Annotated in this window: 18 protein-coding genes; all 18 read left to right on the plus strand. The window is 46.2% G+C overall.

The window, feature by feature from the left end; genetic code table 11:
* The first annotated feature begins 117 nt into the window (after nucleotides 1-117).
* Nucleotides 118-930, plus strand: coding sequence for a cytidylyltransferase domain-containing protein (locus HH215_RS31115; protein WP_169283436.1), 813 nt, complete (start codon nucleotides 118-120; stop codon nucleotides 928-930).
* Nucleotides 927-1,808: an aldo/keto reductase gene (locus HH215_RS31120; protein WP_169283437.1), complete on the plus strand. Its 882-nt coding sequence runs from the start codon at nucleotides 927-929 to the stop codon at nucleotides 1,806-1,808. Before HH215_RS31115 ends, HH215_RS31120 begins: the two co-directional genes overlap by 4 nt.
* Nucleotides 1,809-1,822: 14 nt before the next feature.
* The gene (locus HH215_RS31125) at nucleotides 1,823-3,112 is read left to right on the plus strand and encodes an aminotransferase class III-fold pyridoxal phosphate-dependent enzyme (RefSeq protein WP_169283438.1); all 1,290 of its coding nucleotides are present in this window, start codon (nucleotides 1,823-1,825) and stop codon (nucleotides 3,110-3,112) included.
* 118 nt (nucleotides 3,113-3,230) lie between these two features.
* Nucleotides 3,231-4,211, plus strand: coding sequence for a UDP-N-acetylglucosamine 4,6-dehydratase (inverting) (gene pseB, locus HH215_RS31130; RefSeq protein ID WP_375140472.1), 981 nt, complete (start codon nucleotides 3,231-3,233; stop codon nucleotides 4,209-4,211).
* Nucleotides 4,208-5,407 (plus strand): UDP-4-amino-4,6-dideoxy-N-acetyl-beta-L-altrosamine transaminase, encoded by a 1,200-nt coding sequence (gene pseC, locus HH215_RS31135; protein WP_169283440.1) that lies wholly within the window; start codon nucleotides 4,208-4,210, stop codon nucleotides 5,405-5,407. Before pseB ends, pseC begins: the two co-directional genes overlap by 4 nt.
* Entirely contained in the window at nucleotides 5,404-6,447 is a 1,044-nt protein-coding gene (gene pseG, locus HH215_RS31140; RefSeq protein ID WP_169283441.1) for a UDP-2,4-diacetamido-2,4,6-trideoxy-beta-L-altropyranose hydrolase, read from the plus strand. Before pseC ends, pseG begins: the two co-directional genes overlap by 4 nt.
* Nucleotides 6,441-7,088 (plus strand): formyltransferase family protein, encoded by a 648-nt coding sequence (locus HH215_RS31145; RefSeq protein ID WP_217362260.1) that lies wholly within the window; start codon nucleotides 6,441-6,443, stop codon nucleotides 7,086-7,088. The genes pseG and HH215_RS31145 overlap by 7 nt, the downstream gene beginning before the upstream one ends.
* Nucleotides 7,089-7,095: 7 nt before the next feature.
* Complete coding sequence (gene pseI, locus HH215_RS31150) at nucleotides 7,096-8,148, plus strand: pseudaminic acid synthase (RefSeq protein WP_169283442.1); 1,053 nt, start codon at nucleotides 7,096-7,098, stop codon at nucleotides 8,146-8,148.
* The gene (locus HH215_RS37115) at nucleotides 8,130-8,354 is read left to right on the plus strand and encodes a glycosyltransferase (protein WP_375140473.1); all 225 of its coding nucleotides are present in this window, start codon (nucleotides 8,130-8,132) and stop codon (nucleotides 8,352-8,354) included. Before pseI ends, HH215_RS37115 begins: the two co-directional genes overlap by 19 nt.
* A gap of 144 nt (nucleotides 8,355-8,498) precedes the next feature.
* The gene (locus tag HH215_RS31160; protein WP_169283444.1) at nucleotides 8,499-9,608 is read left to right on the plus strand and encodes a glycosyltransferase family 52; all 1,110 of its coding nucleotides are present in this window, start codon (nucleotides 8,499-8,501) and stop codon (nucleotides 9,606-9,608) included.
* 13 nt (nucleotides 9,609-9,621) lie between these two features.
* Entirely contained in the window at nucleotides 9,622-10,806 is a 1,185-nt protein-coding gene (locus HH215_RS31165; protein ID WP_169283445.1) for a glycosyltransferase family 4 protein, read from the plus strand.
* A 1-nt stretch (nucleotide 10,807) separates the two neighbouring features.
* On the plus strand, nucleotides 10,808-11,824 hold the full coding sequence (locus HH215_RS31170) for a GNAT family N-acetyltransferase (RefSeq protein ID WP_169283446.1): 1,017 nt from the start codon (nucleotides 10,808-10,810) through the stop codon (nucleotides 11,822-11,824).
* Between the two features lie 16 nt (nucleotides 11,825-11,840).
* The gene (locus HH215_RS31175; RefSeq protein ID WP_169283447.1) at nucleotides 11,841-12,833 is read left to right on the plus strand and encodes a GNAT family N-acetyltransferase; all 993 of its coding nucleotides are present in this window, start codon (nucleotides 11,841-11,843) and stop codon (nucleotides 12,831-12,833) included.
* A gap of 84 nt (nucleotides 12,834-12,917) precedes the next feature.
* Complete coding sequence (locus tag HH215_RS31180; protein ID WP_169283448.1) at nucleotides 12,918-14,531, plus strand: glycosyl hydrolase family 28-related protein; 1,614 nt, start codon at nucleotides 12,918-12,920, stop codon at nucleotides 14,529-14,531.
* Nucleotides 14,532-14,707: 176 nt separating this feature from the next.
* Nucleotides 14,708-15,307 carry a serine O-acetyltransferase gene (locus HH215_RS31185; protein ID WP_169283449.1) on the plus strand — a complete coding sequence of 200 codons (600 nt, stop codon included), beginning with the start codon at nucleotides 14,708-14,710 and terminating at the stop codon, nucleotides 15,305-15,307.
* Nucleotides 15,304-16,875: a murein biosynthesis integral membrane protein MurJ gene (murJ, locus tag HH215_RS31190; protein WP_169283450.1), complete on the plus strand. Its 1,572-nt coding sequence runs from the start codon at nucleotides 15,304-15,306 to the stop codon at nucleotides 16,873-16,875. Before HH215_RS31185 ends, murJ begins: the two co-directional genes overlap by 4 nt.
* Before the next feature lie 43 nt (nucleotides 16,876-16,918).
* Nucleotides 16,919-18,121 carry a glycosyltransferase gene (locus tag HH215_RS31195; RefSeq protein WP_169283451.1) on the plus strand — a complete coding sequence of 401 codons (1,203 nt, stop codon included), beginning with the start codon at nucleotides 16,919-16,921 and terminating at the stop codon, nucleotides 18,119-18,121.
* Nucleotides 18,122-19,473: 1,352 nt separating this feature from the next.
* Entirely contained in the window at nucleotides 19,474-21,186 is a 1,713-nt protein-coding gene (locus tag HH215_RS31205; protein WP_169283453.1) for a glycosyl hydrolase family 28-related protein, read from the plus strand.
* Nucleotides 21,187-21,207: the final 21 nt, after the last annotated feature.

Here is a 21,207-nt window from a genome sequence, read left to right on the forward strand (position 1 = left end):
TACATTTCGTAATATTAATGTTACGTATTGTATCTAACATAATTTTACTTTATACTACAAATCAAAGTCAGTCAATCACGTTTTTCGCAGTCGATTACTCAATTAGGGGTGGGGGAAATGAAAGTCGTGGCGATCATTCAAGCGCGCATGGGATCGTCCCGTTTGCCGGGCAAAATACTGCGATCTCTAGATGGAATTTCGGTGTTGGAGCTTATTCACAAGCGTCTATCCCAATGCGGTTCATTACACGAGATCGTCGTCGCAACGAGTTCATCGGAGAAAGACGATGCCGTAGAGAAGGAAATGCTACGGCTGAATATCGAGGTTTATCGGGGGGACGAGAATGACGTTCTAGACCGATATTACCGAGTTGCCGCGATGACCGGCGCGGATGTCATCGTAAGGATCACGGGCGATTGCCCTTTGATCGACCCGGGGATTGTCGATACTGTGGTCGGTTCGTTCCTCGATCAGTATCTATCGCTACATTACGTGTCCAATATTCATCCCCCTACCTTCCCCGATGGCCTCGACGTGGAAGTATTCTCGTTCGAGGCTTTGGAGCGGGCATGGAAAGAAGCGGACAACCCGTTTGATAGGGAGCATGTGACACCGTTCATACATCGACATCCGCAATGGTTCCCATGTAACAATGTGGCGGCTTCGCAAGATTACTCGGGGATGAGATGGACGCTCGACGAAGAGAAGGACTACGAGTTTCTGCTTGCTCTTACGGAGAAAGCGGCGGAACTCGGAGTTAGCGCTAGACTAGCTACTTTAGAGGACTGGTTTCGAATCGTAGAACGTTATCCTCGATTGGCGGAGATCAACGGCGGATATCAACGGAACGAAGGATCGAGTATCGATTGGTCTTATGCAGAGCACCGCGAGGTCGCAATGGCGGAAAATAAGGGAGCGGATAAGGGATGAAATTAGGGCTGGGTACCGTACAGTTCGGCATGAACTACGGAGTGTCGAATACGGGCGGTCAAACCTCGCTGGAAGAAGCAAGGGAAATCTTGGATTTGGCTGAGGAAAGCGGCATATCGGTTATCGATACGGCAGCTGTTTACGGGGAAAGCGAGGAAGTGCTAGGGAAATTATTGCGTAAGCGGCATTCTTTCCGGATAACGACTAAATTTCCGGCATTGATCCCGCAAGATAGGTGTTCGTTCGAATCGAACGAAGTAGTGAGCCTTATGACGGAGTCGCTTAAGAGACTCGGGCAGCGCAATGTATACGGCCTGTTGCTGCATAGGGCGGATGAACTGCTCTCCCCTTATGGCGATGAGATTATGAAGGGATTGCAAAAGTGCAAACGGATGGGACTCGCGGAGAAGGTAGGGGTATCCGTATATGCCGAAGACCGGATCAACGAGCTTATTAACAGTTACCCGATTGATCTCATTCAAGTACCTGTCAACCTTTTCGATCAGCGTCTCGTTCGGAACGGCTTCCTTAATCGTTGTCAATCGATGGGTATCGAGGTACAAGCCCGTTCCGTATTCCTGCAAGGGCTGCTCTGCATGGAGCCGTATAACTTGCCTGCATATTTCCGACCTTACGTTGGTCGGCTTCAAAGCTTTCACCGTTATATATCCGAAAGAGGGATTACCCCCGTGGAGGCGGCTCTCTCATTCGTTGACGGGCTTCCGGAGATCGATGCGTTCGTGTGTGGGGTTAATCGTTGCGATCAGTTGCGGCAGTTGGTCGCATCTATGCGGAATCCAGCCAAAGGACTTGATTTTTCGAAATTCGCCTCTACGGACTCTTCGTTACTTAATCCATCCTTATGGAAAACCAGTTGAGGAAGGTGATTCTAATGTCTACTAGATACGCCCGTTCAGAAAGTCTCTTAACCAGAGCGTTAAATACGATTCCGCTTGGCAGTCAAACTTTTAGTAAAAGCAAAACCCACTACCCGTTGGAAGTTTCTCCTTATTTTATTGAAAAAGGATTGGGTAGCCATGTATGGGACGCCGACGGCAACGAATATATCGACTTCGTAAATAGCTTAGGCGCCGTTACTTTAGGTTATCGGGATTCCGACGTAGATGATGCGGTTCGAAGCCAGATGGACAACGGGGTTTCCTTCAGCTTGCCTCATCGACTTGAAATGCAGGTCTCGGAAAAAATGGTGGAGTTAATCCCATGCGCGGAGATGGTGCGATTCGGCAAGAACGGTTCCGATGCTACCGCAGGCGCGATTCGCTTGGCAAGAGCCTATACAGGCAGGGAACATGTCGCCACTTGCGGCTATCACGGCTGGCAAGATTGGTACATCGGATCGACGGCGCGGCATAGAGGCGTTCCCGAGGCCGTGCGCCGATTAACGCACGCATTTTCCTACAATCGCCTTGAACAATTGGAGAGATTGTTCGACGAGCATTCCGGGCAAATCGCCGCGGTTATTCTGGAACCGATGAATACGACATCTCCCGCGCATGGATTTCTCGAAGGAATAAGGCGGCTATGCGATCGGAACGGAACGGTGCTTATCTTCGACGAGACGATTACGGGATTCAGATTTCATTTGGGAGGAGCCCAGAGCGTCTTTGGCGTCATCCCTGATTTAGCTACATTCGGTAAAGGAATGGCTAACGGCTATCCGATCTCCGCGATCGTAGGCAAGCGGGAAATCATGCAGGTAATGGAGGATATTTTCTTCTCGTTTACCTTCGGAGGCGAGACGTTATCTCTTGCCGCCGCTCTGGCTGCGATGAACAAAATGGAGTCCGAGCCGGTGATCCAAACGCTTCGGGATCAAGGGTCGAAAGTGATGGAAGGACTTCGCGCGCTCATTCGCGTTCATGGGCTTGAGAGCATATTATCCGTCGCCGGCAGTCCGTCCTGGTCATTCTTAACGATTCAAGACACGCCGGAGTACAGTTCATGGGTGATAAAGACCTTTTATATGCAGGAAATGCTTGCTCGCGGCATACTCACCGTCGGTTCGCACAATATGAGCTATTCGCATACCGATCAAGATATCGCGACGCTGCTTAACGCTTATGACGAAGTACTGAAAGAGTTAAGCACGGCATTGGGCGAACGGCAATTGGAGCGGAAACTCAAATGCCTGCCGCTAGAACCGTTATTCAAATTGAGGTAATAAGCATGAGAAACGCACGACGCGAAAAGAAAATATTACGACTTGACATGATACAAATTGTAACATAATATTGTCTTAAAGAAACGTAACGTATCGAAAGATGAGGAGAAGATGCTTCGTGAATTTCAATGGGAAAACGGTTTTGGTAACCGGAGGGACGGGATCATTCGGCAAAAACTTCGTTCGGAAAATGCTGGAGTTGGACGTTCGCAAAGTCATCGTTCTGAGCAGGGATGAATTGAAGCAGTACGAGATGAGCCAGGAATTCACCGATCCTAGAATGAGATTCTTCATTGGGGACGTAAGAGACCAGGAGAGGCTTAACCGGGCTTTCGACGGAGTCGATATCGTCGTTCACGCCGCGGCGCTTAAACATGTGACGGCTTGCGAATATAACCCGTTCGAAGCGGTTCGCACGAATATCCTCGGGGCGCAGAACGTCATCGACGCGGCTATCAACCGGGGAGTTAAGAGAGTCATCGCCTTAAGCACCGATAAAGCGGCCAATCCGATCAATCTATACGGAGCGACGAAACTTGCTTCGGATAAGTTGTTCGTTGCCGCGAACTCCTATGTAGGAGACGTCGGAACCAAATTTTCCGTAGTAAGGTACGGTAACGTGGTCGGAAGCCGAGGGAGCGTGATTCCTTTTTTCCACAAGCTAAGAAACTCGGGCCGCTTGCCGATTACCGACGAGAGAATGACCCGTTTTTGGATCACATTGGATCAAGGCGTCCAATTCGTACAGGATTGTTTAGGCCGTATGAAGGGCGGAGAAATATTCGTACCCAAAATTCCGAGCGTTAAAATCGTCGATCTGGCCCGGTTAATCGCTCCTAATTGCAGGGTGGAGTACGTAGGCATTCGACCGGGGGAGAAGCTGCACGAGGCGATGATTACGGAAGATGACGCTCGCAAGACGGTTGAATTCGACAATTATTTCGTCATTAAGCCGGAATACCCAGTTTGGTTGGACGAACATGAAAGCGAGTATTATGGCGGAGTTCCTCTTCATGAAAGATTCAGTTACAGCAGCCATACGAACAGCCACTGGTTGACGGATGAAGAAATCATAGAGTATTTAGGGGAATATGCATGAATGTTCAAGCGGGAAATAAGAAACGATCTACTTTTCTGCCCTACGGGCGCCAATGGATCGATGAGAAGGATATCGAAGCGGTAACATCGGTACTTCGCGGGGATTACTTGACGACCGGCCCATATGTCCCTGAATTCGAAAGCAAGATTGCCGAGAAAGTCGGAGCCCGGTATGCGGTGGCATTCGCCAACGGCACGGCTGCTTTGCACGCAGCTTGTTATGCCGCTGGCATCGGCGAAGGCGATGAAGTGATTACGACGCCGATAACGTTCGCGGCAAGTGCCAACTGCGTGCTGTATCAAGGCGGCAAGCCCGTCTTTGCGGACATTGACGAGAGAACGTATAACATTGACCCGCAATCGATCGAACGTCTCATTACGAAGCGGACAAAAGCGATTATTCCGGTAGATTTCACCGGACAGCCGGCGAATCTGGATACGATTCTTGACTTGGCGGCAAAGTACGGTTTGGTTGTCATCGAGGATGCCGCGCATGCGCTAGGCGCTACTTATCGCTCGCGTCAAATCGGTTCGATCAGCCATATGACCATGTTCAGCCTGCATCCCGTCAAACACATCACGGCAGGGGAAGGCGGGGTGATTACGACCGATAACGAGCTGTATTACGGTAGATTGCTAGATTTTCGTAATCATGGCATCGTTCGCGAGCCTTCCCGATTGGGCCGTCCATCGCCCGGTAAATGGTATTACGAGATGCAAAGTTTAGGCTACAACTATAGGTTAACGGATATTTCCGCCGCTCTCGCGATGAGCCAGCTGGATAAACTGGACGCCTTCGTTAGCAGAAGGAGAAGAATAGCCGAGACGTATAATCACGCTTTCCGAGAGCTGTCGGCCATTCGGATTCCCTATCAAGCAGACGATGGGAATTCCAGCTGGCATTTGTACGCGATTCGCTTGGATCTTGATAAGTTGAATACCGGGCGCGACGAGATATTCAGTCGTCTGCACGATGAGAATATAGGAGTAAATCTGCACTACATACCGGTTTATTTACACCCGTACTACGAAGACCTTGGATACCCGCAAGGGCTCTGCAAGAAAGCCGAGAGCCTTTATGAAAGCATCTTAACGCTCCCGCTGTACCCGGGAATGACGGATCAGGATGTCGAGGATGTCATTCATGCCGTTCGCCAAGTCATCGGAGAGTGCATGGAGGTCAACGCGGTCGGATGAGAATCCACATTAGAACCGATGCTTCAAACGAAATCGGTTCGGGTCATGTCATGAGATGCTTGACTCTTGCGGACGAGTTAAAGTCTCAAGCCAACGTTGCTTTTATTTGCAAGGAGACGAAAGGGAATCTTATCGCGTATATTCATAGCCGCGGTTATCCCGTTCATGTCGTCCCATGCCAAGACGATAGTTGGGAAGAAGACGCGCGACATACGATCGCTTACCTTCATCGATGGCAGAAGAAGGCAACTTGGCTCATTGTCGATCACTATGGCCTGGATGCAAGATACGAAGCCGTCGTGCACCCCTGCGCGCGTAAAATAATGGTTATCGATGATCTTGCGAATCGACCGCACCGATGCGATCTTTTGCTGGACCAGAACCTATACGACCATCCGGAGGAACGTTATTCCAAGCTCGTCATGCCGGATACGAAGCTGCGGTTAGGACCACGATATGCATTGTTGAAACCGGATTTCGCCGCGGCAAAAACTTTCGTTAATCGCTCGGATGAAGTCGTCAGTCTTCTTGTCTCATTCGGCGGCGCGGACCCTACCGGGGAAACGATCAAGACTCTGCAAGCCGTAAAGCAACTTGAAGAACGGCATCCGGGCAAGCTGAGCGCGAAAGTTCTGACGGGCAAGATTAATGCGCAAGCAGAACGAATTCGCGCTCTCTGCGGGGAACTGGACAACGTACAATGTGTTGACCATGCGGAGAATATGGCGGAGTTGATGAGCGAAGCGGATTTAGCGATCGGATCCGGAGGAACGACGACTTGGGAGAGATGTTGTCTAGGTTTACCGGCCATCGTGATCATGACGGCCGAGAACCAAGTAGAACTGTCGGAATGCGCGTCCAAAAATAACCTTATTGCCTTATTGGGTCGTGCCGAGGATGTACGGGCCGAACATATTCGGGATAAAGTACTGGAATTCATACGGAACGTTGAACTTAGGACAACGATGTCATCAAGAGGTAAGGAACTTGTGGATGGTCTTGGCGCTGGGAGAATGATGAAGGAGTTGATGAAATGTTGAAGCAAATCACGATCGTATCCGATCGAAGGAACTGGATTAACGACCACATCCCGACGTGGATGCCTACATTAAAATCATTCGCGCAGGAAATTATTTGGACGCACGAGGTGTCCGAGATTACGGCTGGCGACATTGCCTTCTATCTTGGTTGTGAACAGATCGTGCCCCCCGCCCTACTAGCCCTCAATCGACATAACCTTGTCGTACATGCCAGCGATTTGCCGAAGGGGAAAGGCTGGTCGCCCCTGACTTGGAGAATTTTAGATGGCGACAACGAGATACCGGTCGTGTTATTCGAAGCGGCGGAGAAGGTCGATGACGGGCCGATCTACTTACGTGAAAAGATCGTATTCCAAGGAACCGAGTTGATTGACGAGATGAGGTCCGAACTGGGCCGAACGACGATCGCCTTATGCAATCGATTCCTTATGCAATACCCGGCCGTTGTCGCGCATGCTGAAGTTCAGCAAGGAGAAAGCACTTATTATCCGCGAAGAACTCCCGAGGATAGCAGATTGAATCCGGATCTTACGATTCGCGAACAGTTTAGATTGATGCGCGTTGCGGATAACGAACGATATCCTTGTTATTTTGAATTGGGCGGAAGTACGTTCGAGGTTAAAGTAGAGAGAAGAAGGTGAAGCAAACATGAGCGAGATCCGCTTGGGCAACCGAGTCATAGGGGAAGGATATCCTCCCTTCATAATCGCGGAGATGTCGGGAAACCATAATCAATCCCTCGACAAAGCGCTTGAGATAGTGGATGCAGCCGCCGCATCTGGGGCGCACGCGCTGAAGCTGCAAACCTACACGGCGGATTTAATGACGCTTGATATGGAATCGGAAGACTTCTTTATCCACGACCCCGGCAGTCTCTGGAAAGGCCAGTCTTTATATCGGTTATACGAACAGGCTTATACGCCATGGGAGTGGCACGAACCGATATACAAGCGTTGCCGGGAGCGGGGTATTATTCCCTTTAGTACGCCGTTCCATCCGAAAGCGGTTGATTTTCTAGAGAGCTTGGATACCCCGTTTTACAAAATCGCTTCTTTCGAGAATAACGATCTTCCTCTTATTCGCCATGCGGCAAGAACGGGAAAACCTCTGATTATTTCGACGGGGATGGCGACTCTGGCGGAATTGGATGAAATGGTGAACACGGCGAGAGAAGCGGGATGTACTGATCTCGTCTTGCTTAAGTGCACGAGTAATTATCCGGCTTCCCCGGCAGACAGTCATCTGCTTACGATCCCGCACATGAAGGAATTGTTTCGGTGCGAGATCGGATTATCCGACCATACGCTTGGGATTGGAGCAGCTGTAGCAAGCGTCGTGCTCGGAGCTACGGTGATCGAGAAGCATTTCACGATCTCCCGGTCCGAAGGCGGCGTGGATTCGGCATTCTCGCTCGAGCCTGCGGAAATGAAACTTCTCGTTTCCGAGACGGAAATCGCGCGCCAAGCGCTGGGTACCGTTAAGTACGGATTAACCGACAAAGAAAAGTCTTCTTTAAAGTATCGGCGTTCTCTCTATATTAGCAAGGATGTTGCACGCGGCGAAACGCTTGACGAAGAGAACGTGAGAATTATTCGTCCGGGATACGGCCTTCCTCCCAAATACATAGATCACTTTATTGGGAGAACGGCGTCTAAAGACATTAAGGCAGGTACGGCGCTGAGATGGGACTTATTGGGGTGAATGCGGTCTTACACGATAAATGGCTGGAACTGGACCCGAGATGTAATATTCAGAGAAACATGCTCAAGGCGAGCAAGAAGCGGCTTAACGAAAACGCTTCGATGGGAGAAGCCATTCATCGACCGTCCATCGTTCATTTTACGGGCCCGCCCAAGCCATGGCAGTTTCATGATAATCATAGGTATAAACATTTGTATTACGAGTAATTGGCTTTGACGGAATGGGGCGACTTTCGTCCCCGCATCGGAACGATTCAAATCCTAAAGATAGTCAAAAAGCTGCTGCCTGAATTCTTAAACACTCTATTGATCAACTTAAAAAGGAGTAGGTAAGAGGTGGGATCAACGTCAATGGATAAAAGACTGTTCGTCTGCACTAAGCCGTATCAGTATCTCCTGGCTAGGTTGATCAAGCATGGGTGCGGGTTCGAACATTGCGACATCGTCATCTTGAATCACTTCTACGAGGCAGGGGATTTCAGCTATAAAGTCAGGGAAACGGGAATTTGGGACAAGGTGCTATTCATCGATGACGGAACGCTGGACCAGTTCAAACTAAGGATGAATCCCGTCCGGAAATTCGTTTTCTATCATTCCTGGAGAAAATATTTGCCGGCTTCCTTGGCGGATATTAGCCATTATGAGGAAGTATTCCTTGCGCACGATTTCGTCGCGGTAGAGTATGCGATCATCCGCAAGTTCAACAAGGAAGGAAAGCGTTCCTATTTATATGAAGAAGGGTTCGGCAATTACATCAACAACAGTACCCACACCAAATGGCACATGCGATTTCTGAAAAAAATAGCTCCGTGGTTCGGGTTGCCGGGAGGATATTTCGGCAGTTTGAAGTGGATCACTTCGGTGTGGCTTCAACGACCCGAATTGATTATGTCCGATAGGAAAAATCCTCTCCGGAATAAGACGAAGGCGTTACCGATTTCCTTCAAAGAATATTTGCAAATGCCGCAAATCATAGATGAATGTTACCGAATCTACCCGGAGCTTTACGAAATCGACCGTTCATTGAAAGACAAGAAATCGATGACAATCGTACTTACGGAACCGTTCATTGACGAGATCGCCGAACGCAAGAACTATTTGGAAGAAATCCTGGCCAGAGTCGACGAGACCGTCAAGGATAAGATTACCCCGATATTTTTCAAACAGCATCCCGGAGAGCAACTATCCCTTGAAGGGATGTCGGAACAAGTCGTTTCCCTTCCGAAGAAGCTGCCCATCGAATTGCTGTACTTAGTGATGATCAAGAATGATATCCGTAAAGTAAACGTCTTCTCGTTCGGAAGCACGGCCGTCTTGAATTTGTTCGATCTCTGTAAGTCGGACGAAAGCCTGGATATTTTCATTATCGAAAGCATGGGCATGATGATGGAGGACGAACTCATCTCTACCCGGTTCCGCGAATTGGCGGAGAAATATCATATCCGGTTCGAAACGATGTGAGGGGGAATCAACGGTGAAAAACATCTTGTTCGTCCAGCCCTATGCAAGCCAAGTCGGGGGTGTAGATACGGTATTGCTTCAGTTAGTCGAAGGGCTGGATAAGTCGCGGTACCGAAGCTTTGTTATGTTATCGGCGCCAACGGACTATGTGGCAAAGTACGAATCGTTAGGGGCAACGGTGCTAATAGGTCCCCTTGCCGTATTCGGCAAACCAACGGACGCGGGTTATTATTTTCGCAATCTCTACGTATTGGTCAAGTCATTCAAAGCTATCAAACAAATCGTCAGGAAGTATCGCATCGACTTGATTCATTCCCATAAGATGGAAGTTATCGGCGCCAACGTGACCGGTAAGCTGTTGGGAATTCCCACCGTGCAGACCGTGCACGAGCTTGCGCGTAATCCGTTGGTCGCCTACAAGTTCGTAGCGCTTCTGAATCATCTGTTCAATGATAGGGTCATTGTGCTTTGCGATAGAAGCAAGATCATGTTCCGATGGTTCAACAAGGAATCCGGTAAACTAGTCAAAATCTACAATGGGATTACGAAATCGGTTCAAGAGACGAGGCTCCCGACGGAACGATTAAGGGATCATTTGGGCCTCTCTGCGAACGACCGGATTGCCATCACGATCGCGCGGTTGTCTCCGATGAAAGGACTGGAGTATCTGATCGAAGCGGCAGCCAAACTGAAGGCGGATCATCCCCGAATTAAATTCGTAATCGTCGGCGACGTGGCCTTCGAGCATGAGAAGGATTATAAAGAAAAGCTGATAAATCTCATTAAGCAGCTAGACTTGGAGCAATGCGTGTTCATGCTCGGGTTGCGGAGGGACGTTCCGGAGTTGCTTGCGCAAAGCGACGTACTGATACTGCCTTCCGTCTATGATATATTCCCTACGGTGATCTTGGAAGCGATGAGCATGGGGCTTCCCGTCGTCGCGACCGACGTCGGGGGAGTTCCCGAGATGGTAAGGGGAAATACCGGAATCATGGTCAGTCCTTGCGACAGCGATAAGTTAAAGGAAGCCATCGGCCGGATTTTCGAGATGGACTATCAGGTGATGGGCGTTCAAGCCAGGAATCTTTATTTACAGGAATTCACTCAGGAACGTTATGTCGGAAAAACCACGGCACTCTATGAAGAGATGTTCAGGGCGAAGCTGACGCAATTGTCCGAATCAAGAGGGGGTACGTGAGATGAACAAGAGAACAGGGATGGACGCGAAGAGCAAGTATAGGGAGTTGTGCCGGAGCAACGGCGAGATGTCGTTGTTCGACCAGGACTGGTGGCTGGATATTACTTGCGGGGGCACGGACAATTGGGATGTTATCTTGATTGAGAGGAACGGGGAAGTCATTGCGAGTTTACCGTACCACAGGATCAAGAAATACATGTTCAAGGTTATCCAGATGCCGGAGCTAACGTTAACGATGGGAATTTGGATGAAGTATCCCAGCGGCCAAAGCGAAGAGGATAAGCTCGCTTACGAGCGAGAGGTTTTCCTTGAGCTAATCGAAAGGCTGCCGGAAGTCGATTATTCGTATCAGCATTTTCATTGGAACATCACGAATTGGAGCCCGTTCTATTGGAAAGGATTCAGACAAACGACTCGTTATACTTACGTTTTCGAAGATCTTCGGGATCTGGATCGGATTTACGCCAACTTCAGAGACAATATCCGGGCGGAAATTCGCAAGGCGGAGAAGATTTTAAGAGTGGTTGAAAGCGACGATCTCGACAAGTTCCATGAAATCAACAAAAAAACGTTCGATCGGCAACAAGTTTCAATGCCTCATAGCTTCGAAATTCTTAAGCCTCTCGATCAGGCCTGCAGCGAGCGAAACTGTCGTAGAATCTGGTTCGCGGTCGATGAACAGGACCGAATCCACAGCGCGATCTACATGGTTTGGGATGCGAATTGCGCTTACTATTTACTTGGCGGCGCGGATTCCGAATTAAGGAAAAGCGGCTCGCATTCCTTCTTGCTCTGGCATGCCATTAAGGAAATGTCGAAGGTGACGAAGCAGTTCGATCTCCACGGCGGAATGCACGAGCCGGTTGAACGGTTCTTCAGGGCGATGGGGGCGAAACAGCAATCGTATTTCCAAGTGTCCAAGATTAAAGGGAAATTATTTCAGTTCGCTTACTATGTCAAGCAAGCTTTAAGTCAAATGACGGCTATCGTTACCGTTACGATATGCGGAAGCCTATAGTCAGGAGGTGTGAGGAATGAGCGAAAGAATCCGGAATCAGCCCGATATCGTTCTGAATGCGAAGTACAAATACAGAGAACTCTGTAGAACAAATTCGAGTATCCCATTGTTCGACCGAGATTGGTGGCTGGATATCGTATGCGGGGGAACGGACAACTGGGACGTCATTATCGTGGAGAAAGGCAACGAAGTCGTCGCGAGCTTACCGTTCTATAAGGTTAAGAAGTACGGCTTTAATCTGATTCAGATGCCCGAACTGACGCTTACGTTAGGGATATGGATTAAATATCCGCCTAATCAGAAGTACGCGACGAGATTAGCATACGAGAGGGAGCTCCACTTGGAGATTATCGGACAAATGCCGGATGTGGATTATTCCTATCAGCATTTCAACCGAAACATTACGAATTGGAGCACCTTCTATTGGAGAGGTTTCCGGCAGACTACGCGGTACACTTACGTGATCGAGGATTTACAAGATCCGGCCGCCGTGTACGCCAATTTCAGGGAAAATATCAGAAGCGGTATCGAGAAATCCCAGCAGATGCTGAAAGTTATCGAGAGCGACGACGTAGATCAGTTTTACGAGATGCATAGCGGTAATTTCGATCCGAAAACTTTCCCCATTCCCTATAGTCGAGAAACATTGAAACGATTGGATAAGGAACTGAGCAAGCGTAATCTGCGAAAAATATTACTTGCGGTCGATGCGTCGGGAAAAATCCATAGCGGAGTCTATCTCGTGTGGGATTCCGGTTGCGCGTATAACTTGCTCGGCGGGGCGGATTTTACTTTTAGGAACAGCGGTCCTCACGCCATGTTGATTTGGCATGCCATTCAACTTATGTCGAAGGAAAATCTCCCATTCGACTTTTACGGCGGAATGCATGAGACGGTCGAAAGTTTCTTTAGATCCTTCGGTGCGAAGCAGAAGCCTTATTTTCAAATTTCCAAGACTCATGGGAAAATTTTCAAATTTTTCTACTACTTAAAGCAGTCGATTATTTAGGTTGTTCATGGAGGGCATGTACCGTAACCGGCCCCCTTTGCTTAGCATATTTTATTATGCAAAGCAGAATGGGGAGGTGTGGATATGCCAATTAATGAGAAAGAATTGATGGACGAGATCAAAGACCTGTACAGCGTATTGAATATCAAGTCCTTTGGTGCCAAAGGCGATGGCGTAACGGACGATACGGCTGCCTTTATTGCGGCAAGGAATGAAGTTATTAGATTGATCAGCAATTTTCCGCAAAACCCGGGTGCAAGAAGGGGGAATATTAAACTCTATATTCCTGCCGGAACTTATATTGTAAAGGCCGGCAAAGCGTTAATGAACGATTCGGTGTCTCCGACGACAATGGGTTTTTCTGTCGTAGGTGACGGGAGAATGATCTCTCGGATCATCTTTGATCCCCCCGGAACTAATCAATATTTGTTCTATAATCGGGATGGATGGAACCAAATGCACATTTCGGATATTGAATTCTTCTCGACTAAGATCACGAACCATTTTTTCTATTCCTACTCCACTGGCCGAAGCCATAATATGGAGATTGAAAGGTGCCATTTTGGCGGAAAATGGGGATATGGATTTCACTTGGAAGGAACGAACACAAACAGCGAAATGACTTGGTACCGATGCGGATTTTCGGGTGAGTGGGTAAAAGCCTTGTACATTCCAGCTACGGCATCGGATCAATTCGTAAACTATGACTTCATTTCTTGCCAGTTCGAAGTCTCCAAGGGTGACTTTATCGATGTACAAAAAGGTGGCAGCATTAATGTAATTGGAGGAAGTTTACTCTACTACCCTACGACACAGCAGGGCTTAGGAGGCACTTTCTTTAAACTCGGAGTTGGAGGGGGCGATCATAACGGCGGTGCTATGCGTTTCATATGTGTAGGCGCGCGGGTAGAGCTGACTACTCCCGATAGTAAGTTGGTTCAAAGCGAGTGGAAATCCGGTATTATCACCTTCTTGAATATCGAATGTGGTTCCCAATCGTTCCAGTCTGACAAAAACTTGGTGAGTGCGAGTTTTAACTCTGGCGGAGATTCCTATCCTAATATCGTATTCGACAATTGCAATTTGCAAGGAAGGCATGAATACAAATATACGTTCGCCAGTTTTCAGCGGCTTGAGAACATTGCATACCGGAATTGCTTGATTACTCAACATGCGCATCCCGAGCAATTTATTAGCCTAGTCAATACATCCGGCTTTAACGACGGGGGAGTACCTCAAATTAGTTTTCAGAAATGCAGCGGGTTAGCGGGAACAAGCCAATCGAAGCATATTTTCGATACGGAGTTGAACTGGTCCAGAACGACTTCGGGTACTGCATTCAAGAAAATCGTATCCATTAATACGGCTAACAATGCCTTGCCCTATAATAAGTATCCGACGGAAGACGTGTTTATCCCGTTAGGAGCGATCATTACCAAGGTTTCAATTTTCATTCCACCGGGATCGATCAAGGCTTCTTACCCGGGTTGGAATTATACAGTGAGTACAAGTGAGGCAAATCCCACAGTGCTTGCTTCGGCAAACCCCGTTCAAGGCGATACAAAGAAAGGCTTTAATACGCAGCAGGAAACGTTTTTCGTATGCGATACCGATGAGAAAAGACATATCGTATTAACGGCATCCAGCGGTGTTAATGAGATAAAAAAAGGGTACTGTATGATCGAGTACATGGGATAATTTTATTATTGTAAAAGCCCGCGGGGGCTTTTTATTTTGAAATAATAAATACGAAATGTATCAAAACGACCGCTAATTCACTTGACATGATACGAAATGTGTCATAAATTATAGAGAGAACCATAGATACGATTCGTAACATAATAAAGTTTATGTGCTTGAGGGAGGAAATGGTTTTGTTTAAACCCAAAGAGAGCTTACTGTCGAAATTAAAAGAAGATTTGCGGATGCTTATCGATAAGGAACCATCAAGAATGGATATGTTTAGGGCTGTATTACTAAAGAGAGAATTTCATATTATGATGATTTACCGGCTTTCTCATTTTTTTTATAACCTTAAACTTTCCTATCTGGCGACCGTAATGCAGAGAATCAATATCATGTTCTACGGTGTTGAGATTTCATTCAAAATCAATATTGGCTCTGGTTTTAGAATCAATCACGGTGTTGGAACGGTTATCGGCGATGCTGTCATTCACACAAGTGTAACGGTATTTCAGAATGTCACGATCGGGGCGAATTATCCGGAGCTGACAAGCTCGAATAAGCCTAAAGGATATCCAACCATTGAAGAGAGAGTCGTGATATTCCCCGGTGCCGTTATAGTTGGACCTATCACGATCGGCAAGAATAGCGTGATTGGGGCAAATGCGGTTATCGTTTCGAATATCCCTCCTGAAAGCGTAATAGCCGCTCCCAAAGCCGTAGAGATAGGCTCGTCGGCGATAAGCGACATGACGAATTCTGTAGCTTTAATGTCGCAGGTTGCCCAATGAGTACTAGGGCGATTTTTACAGGGGCTTTCATTCTCTTCGTCGGTAATATTCTAAGTAGCGTACTCGGGTTGACGCGTGAAGTTCTCAATGCCGCATATTATGGTGCCAATGTCGATATGGATTCTTATTTATTTGCGAATACGATTCCTTCCTTCATTCTTACCTTTATCGGCGGAGTGTTCATGGCGGGGTTTATCCCATTGTTTATAAAGAAAAGAGTCGAACATAGCGCGGAAGAAGCATCATATATGTTCAGCAACTCCATAAACGTTATTCTAATAGTCGTCATCTTGCTAACAGGTCTATGCTATTGGTTTAGTGGTCCGCTAGCTTCCTTTTTCGCATCGGATTCCGCAAACCAAGAACAGATTCAGAAGCTATTATGGATATTACTTCCCAGTATTTTGTTTTTCGGACTTTCCTATTCGCAATCCGCCGTGCTGAACAGTCTTAACCATTTTACAATACCAGCTTTTCTTACAGTAATGAATAACGTCGTCGTTATCGTATTCATGATTGTCTTGAATCGTTGGATCGGTATTACATCCATTGCGATTGGTTTCGTTGTAGGAACAGTGCTTCAAGTTATCGTCCAATGGCCGATGATGAAAAGATTAGGTGTCAGGTATAAGCTATACCTGAATTTCAAGGATAAAGATCTAAAGAAACTGCTAGTTTTGGCCATACCTATTATTGGTATTGGCGTTATTGATCAATGTCTTGTGTTAGCTACTCGTTTTTTCTCATCCAACCTCTCCCCAGGGAGCGCATCTGCGCTTAATTATGCGAATCGTATAATTATGTTGCCCGTCACTTTGTTTGGGACAGCGCTGGTTAGCGCAATCTATCCGTCCGTGGTAAGAGCATTGGCAGAGAAAAATATTAGAGAATACAACACGATGGTGTCCACGTCTGTTAAGAGTTTATTACTTCTCGTCACCCCGGTGATGCTGATCTGTATGGCTTTCGCTCCTAACATTATTAACGCGTTATTGGAAAGAGGAGCATTCGATCAGGCCGCGACACACAAGACAGCCATTTCATTTATGATTCTTTCACTAGGGATTATGGTCATTCCCATTCGCGAATTTTTCACTAGGCTTATGTTCGGTCAGGAGAATATTAGAACTCCGCTGATTGCTTCTTGTATTTACTTAAGCACTTTTATTGCAGGCTGCATCCTCTTGGTTCCAAGCCTCCAGTATATCGGAATCGCGGTTGCAACATCGGTTGCCATGGTCATCTCATTTATGTTCACTTTATTCACATATGTTCGAAAAAATAAAAATCACAAAGTGGATATTTCTGTTGTTTATCTTCTTAAAATTTTCATTTCTTCCGTATTAGCGACGCTGATCGCGCTCTCCATCCGCGAAGGTGCTCTAAGGCTATTGAACATGGAGGGAACGAATGTACTCATAACGGTCTTCTGTTTAGTGACGGGTATGGTATTTTATTTTATCATCGTAAAATTGCTAAGAATTCAAGAAGTCGAATTCGTATTTAACAAGTTATCTGCCAAGTTCCATTGGAAAAGAAGCAGCGGGACGGTCAAGGCGAACGGATAAACAATCCTTGAACCACTGCACTACGATTGAAGGGGACATCATCGTGAAGATATTATTTTTATCATGGGCATATCCGAAAGATAATACTCCATATCTTGGTATTTGGGCTCACCAGCAAGCGTTAGCACTCAAAGCCAAGGGAGTGGATGTGGAAGTAGTCAACGCGGTGCCATATATCCCCCAAGCTTTTGGAGTTCTATCTAAGAAGATAAGAGAATATGCCCATATTCCAAAACAAGAAGACTACGAGGGCATTAAAGTTTACCATCCCCGATTATTTAGAACAAAACCTCAAGCGCTGCTGGACAACCTGTTGTTTCATTTCTTAGGCTTCCAATCCCGATTTATTGCAGCTTCAATTAGCCGCGAGATCGATCTTGATCAATTCCAAATCATTCATGCTCACAACCTATACCCCGATGGGGTACTTGCGTACAGGTTAAGTAAACGATTTGGTATTCCTTACGTGTTAACATTGCACGACGTGGATAAGTATAATCGATTCCCGGAAAATGGATGGCTAAAATCGGTCTCGAGGAAGATTATTGCGGGGGCAGAAAAGGTGTTTGCGGTTAGTCACAAGGTCAAGAATAATATTTCTCCCTATGTCAATCATGACCGGATGGACATTTTGTATAATACATTCTGGACGGCAGAGAGGACGATCAATCGTCCTCAGGAATATAACATTGTAATAATAGCATCGCTGATTGAAAGGAAAGGCGTACACATCCTTCTTCAAGCTTACGCAAGAATTGTAAAGAAATATTCGGAGTATAAGCTCATTATCATCGGTAACGGGGATTATTACGATTCTTTGAAGACACTCGCCTGGAGTTTAGGCATTGGTGAGAAGGTGTTATTCAAGGGAACTCTATCTCATCCAGAAGCGATGGAGGAACTGGCTACTGCATCGATATTCTGCCTGCCCAGTTGGGATGAGGCGTTCGGTGTCGTCTATGCGGAAGCTATGTCTTTTGGAATTCCGATTATAGGCTGTAAAGGGGAGGGGATCGCGGATATTATCTCCGATCGAGTGAACGGTCTTCTCGTCGAATCTAACAATGTGAGTGATTTGGAACAAGCCTTGAACGAACTCATTCAGAACCCTGAGCGTACACGACAAATTGGAATAGCGGGCAAAGAAAAAATAAGAGAGTTGCATCCCGATCAGTTTGGAAATAAATTAGTTTCGATTTATCACTACATCATAAGTGTCGCCGGAAGGAGCACGTCTGATGCTTAGAGTTTACGGTCTAATTTGTTTCACACTTACCAATGCGGTTTTTTGCTATCTGTATACGGACTCAGTGGGGTCATCGCTTGTGTTGATATCATTTTTTCTGAACTTATTGTGTATTGCCATCGGATTGAATCAATCTGTCCGGAATAAACAGCTTAACTTAGATACGATCATTTGGGTGTTCGTATATATGTTCTTTTTCCTTGCTCCGATAGTTCAGATTAATTATGCTGAATATTTCCCCAACTCTCTTCCTATAACTAAATCTGATATTCTTAGAGCAAACTCGCTTCTATTTCTATGGAATATCATATATTTGTTGTTTAGGAGACAGTCACAAGTAATTAAGGTAAGCGAGAGCACCGATAACAAGGCAGTGCTTTCTTTCGTCAATAATTATGTGAGAACAGGATATTTCCTAGCGGCGTTATCAATAGCCACAGTTACGTTTGCCCGCTTCAAGCTTGGTTTCTTTTTCGGAGACGCAGATTATTCCACATTGATTTCTAACAAATCGATTTTGCTCTTAGTTAATATCAGCGTTCAAGGAGCAGTGTTCGCGAATTGGCTTTTCTCGTTTAATACTTGGAAACGAAAGGGGAATATAGCGAATTTCATATATGTGCTAGTTTCTTCAATAATTGCTATATACCAATTAAGTCCTTTTAACACGAATCGATCATACATCGGGTTCTGTATCATCGTAATCGTGTACCTCTACTACAGTCAGAAAATTAATCCCAGTCGGTTCTTGTGGATCATTTTTTCCGGGCTGTTGTTCATCTTTCCTATAATGAATAATTTCCGATACGGATTCCAAAATTTCGAGATGCCCTCCTTGTACCATTTAATGTTCGACCAGCTAACAGAACTGCATTTCGATGCATACTCAAATCTCATTGCGACCTTTCATTATGTGAATGCCAATGGATTTGCATACGGATATCAGATGCTTGGCGTGTTGTTCTTCTTTGTTCCGCGTAATATTTGGTCAGGAAAACCACTAAGTTCAGGTGAAGCTGTTGGTAATTTCATATCTACGAGATTCGAAATGAATTTCACTAATATCTCGAATCCCATTCCTAGTGAATTTTACATTAACTTTGGATGGTTTGGCATATTCTTAGGTGCATATTTGATATCAAAATTCGTCAATAGGTTAGAATCGGATGCGATTACGGACCGGTATACGCATGCATTAATAGCAGGTTACTTGTTTGTCATATACCGGGGAGATCTAATGAATGCTTTTGCGTACTGTTTTGGAACTTACGTCATTATGGTCATCGTTCCTAAAGCTATTTTCAGGTTGAGTAAGCAGTCGATACCATTACAGCCTGTTAGGAGACTTCATAATGGATAAATCAAAGATAGGAAGAAGAGAGTTCCTAGTTGGAGTTGCAGCAAGCATTGTTGGTTTAGTATCCGGAGGAGTCTTAGGCGGACGTGTTTTCACCCGGGAACCGGCCTTACAGAACGTCATCGTCGAGTCCACGAACCAGAGTCCATCTTGGATTAATGTGGTGGACTTCGGGGCTGACCCTACAGGGGTTAAGGATAGCAGCAATGCATTCATTCGAGCGATTCGTCATGTGGAAAACTCGATCGCTGCTAATCCTGCCTCACTTGCGTTAGGAAACAATACTGCTCGGGGAAGAGTTAAGTTATACGTTCCAGAAGGATGTTACATTATTCGCAAGCCGGATGCTTTGATGTCTAGAACCTTACGAAAGAAGACATTGGGCTTCGTCATTCAAGGTGCCGGAAGAGGGTTGACACAGATTTATTATTTGAATGAGTCATCTGGAAAATATTTACTTAGCAATAGCGATGCATGGTTGGGTATTAGCGTTTCTGATATCGAATTTATATCGAAAAATGGAAAAAATAACTTTATGTATTCTTATTCCGAAGGGGCGGCACAAAACTATACGTTTGAAAGGTGTATGTGGAGCGGCAATTGGAACTATGTGTTTCGTCTAGAAGGGACCAACAACAACAGCGAAATGACATGGTACCACTGTAATTTCTCCGGCACTGTTAATGCGGCCTTGTATGTGCCTGCGGATAAAGGTTCTGACCAATTCCTGAATTATAACTTTTTCTCTTGTCAATTCGAAGTGGAGGAAGGAGATTATCTGGTATTAGAGAAAGGAGGGAATGTTAATCTTTGGGGCGGTAGCATAATGCATTACGATGAGACTAAGGGGGGGACGTTCTTTAAGTTAAAGAACGGAAGCCATCATGGAGGTGTGGAACGATTCTCTTGCATTGGAGCGAGATTCGAACATCGGAATAAAAATAGTAAGCTTATCGAATGCGAGTGGAATGACGGTACGGTATCCTTCATTAGCTGTGATATGTCTTCGCAAGCCTTTCAATTGGAACCGTCAGTGAATGCGATATTTAGATCTATTAACCAAAAGATGCCAACGATCATTTTTCAAAGTTGCATCCTTATGGGTATGCATGAATACCGCTATCTATCTCGCTCATGGGCAACCCCGCATAATGTCACATACCTGAGCTGTGAATTTGCCCATGGACTGATGGCTGATCAATTCATCGTATATACCATGGAAGAACAATCGCTAGAGGAGTTTAGCGCTGGACGTCCTTCTATTAAGTTTCTTAATTGCAGAAGCATCCATGCTACCCATGAAACAGGGTTTTATGATTCCGATCACGGTTATCAATATAACAATCGCGCAATGTTAACTAAGAAGGTCATCAGTGTTAAAAGCTCGTTTGGAGCGTTACCTTATAAAGGAGAAGCTGAAACCTTTCAACTGCCGCTCGGTGCATTGATCCTCAATGTGAAATTTATAAGCAAACCAGACTCGGTAAAAAGCCAATCGAAAGCAGAATATTGGGTTGAAACCTCCGAGAATCAGCCTACTCGAATAGCCGAAGTTTATGCTGAACAAGCCAGTCATGGCTTTACCGCTGATTCCAATCCCTTATTTGAATGCGATACAGATCCGAAACGTAAGCTGCGTCTTTGTTCCGGTTCTCAAGTAGATGAGCGTAATGCGAAAGGATTATGCTTGATTGAGTACATAGGATGAGTATTAACATTGTGCAGGAGG

The sequence above is a fragment of the Cohnella herbarum genome, from assembly GCF_012849095.1.
Taxonomy (GTDB): Bacteria; Bacillota; Bacilli; order Paenibacillales; family Paenibacillaceae; genus Cohnella; species Cohnella herbarum.

Coding starts and splice junctions, on each gene's coding strand:
- HH215_RS31115 (WP_169283436.1), top strand. CDS start 118: ATGAAAGTCGTGGCGATCATTCAAGCGCGCATGGGATCGTCCCGTTTG.
- HH215_RS31120 (WP_169283437.1), top strand. CDS start 927: ATGAAATTAGGGCTGGGTACCGTACAGTTCGGCATGAACTACGGAGTG.
- HH215_RS31125 (WP_169283438.1), top strand. CDS start 1,823: ATGTCTACTAGATACGCCCGTTCAGAAAGTCTCTTAACCAGAGCGTTA.
- pseC (WP_169283440.1), top strand. CDS start 4,208: ATGAATGTTCAAGCGGGAAATAAGAAACGATCTACTTTTCTGCCCTAC.
- pseG (WP_169283441.1), top strand. CDS start 5,404: ATGAGAATCCACATTAGAACCGATGCTTCAAACGAAATCGGTTCGGGT.
- HH215_RS31145 (WP_217362260.1), top strand. CDS start 6,441: ATGTTGAAGCAAATCACGATCGTATCCGATCGAAGGAACTGGATTAAC.
- pseI (WP_169283442.1), top strand. CDS start 7,096: ATGAGCGAGATCCGCTTGGGCAACCGAGTCATAGGGGAAGGATATCCT.
- HH215_RS37115 (WP_375140473.1), top strand. CDS start 8,130: ATGGGACTTATTGGGGTGAATGCGGTCTTACACGATAAATGGCTGGAA.
- HH215_RS31160 (WP_169283444.1), top strand. CDS start 8,499: ATGGATAAAAGACTGTTCGTCTGCACTAAGCCGTATCAGTATCTCCTG.
- HH215_RS31170 (WP_169283446.1), top strand. CDS start 10,808: ATGAACAAGAGAACAGGGATGGACGCGAAGAGCAAGTATAGGGAGTTG.
- HH215_RS31175 (WP_169283447.1), top strand. CDS start 11,841: ATGAGCGAAAGAATCCGGAATCAGCCCGATATCGTTCTGAATGCGAAG.
- HH215_RS31180 (WP_169283448.1), top strand. CDS start 12,918: ATGCCAATTAATGAGAAAGAATTGATGGACGAGATCAAAGACCTGTAC.
- murJ (WP_169283450.1), top strand. CDS start 15,304: ATGAGTACTAGGGCGATTTTTACAGGGGCTTTCATTCTCTTCGTCGGT.
- HH215_RS31205 (WP_169283453.1), top strand. CDS start 19,474: ATGGATAAATCAAAGATAGGAAGAAGAGAGTTCCTAGTTGGAGTTGCA.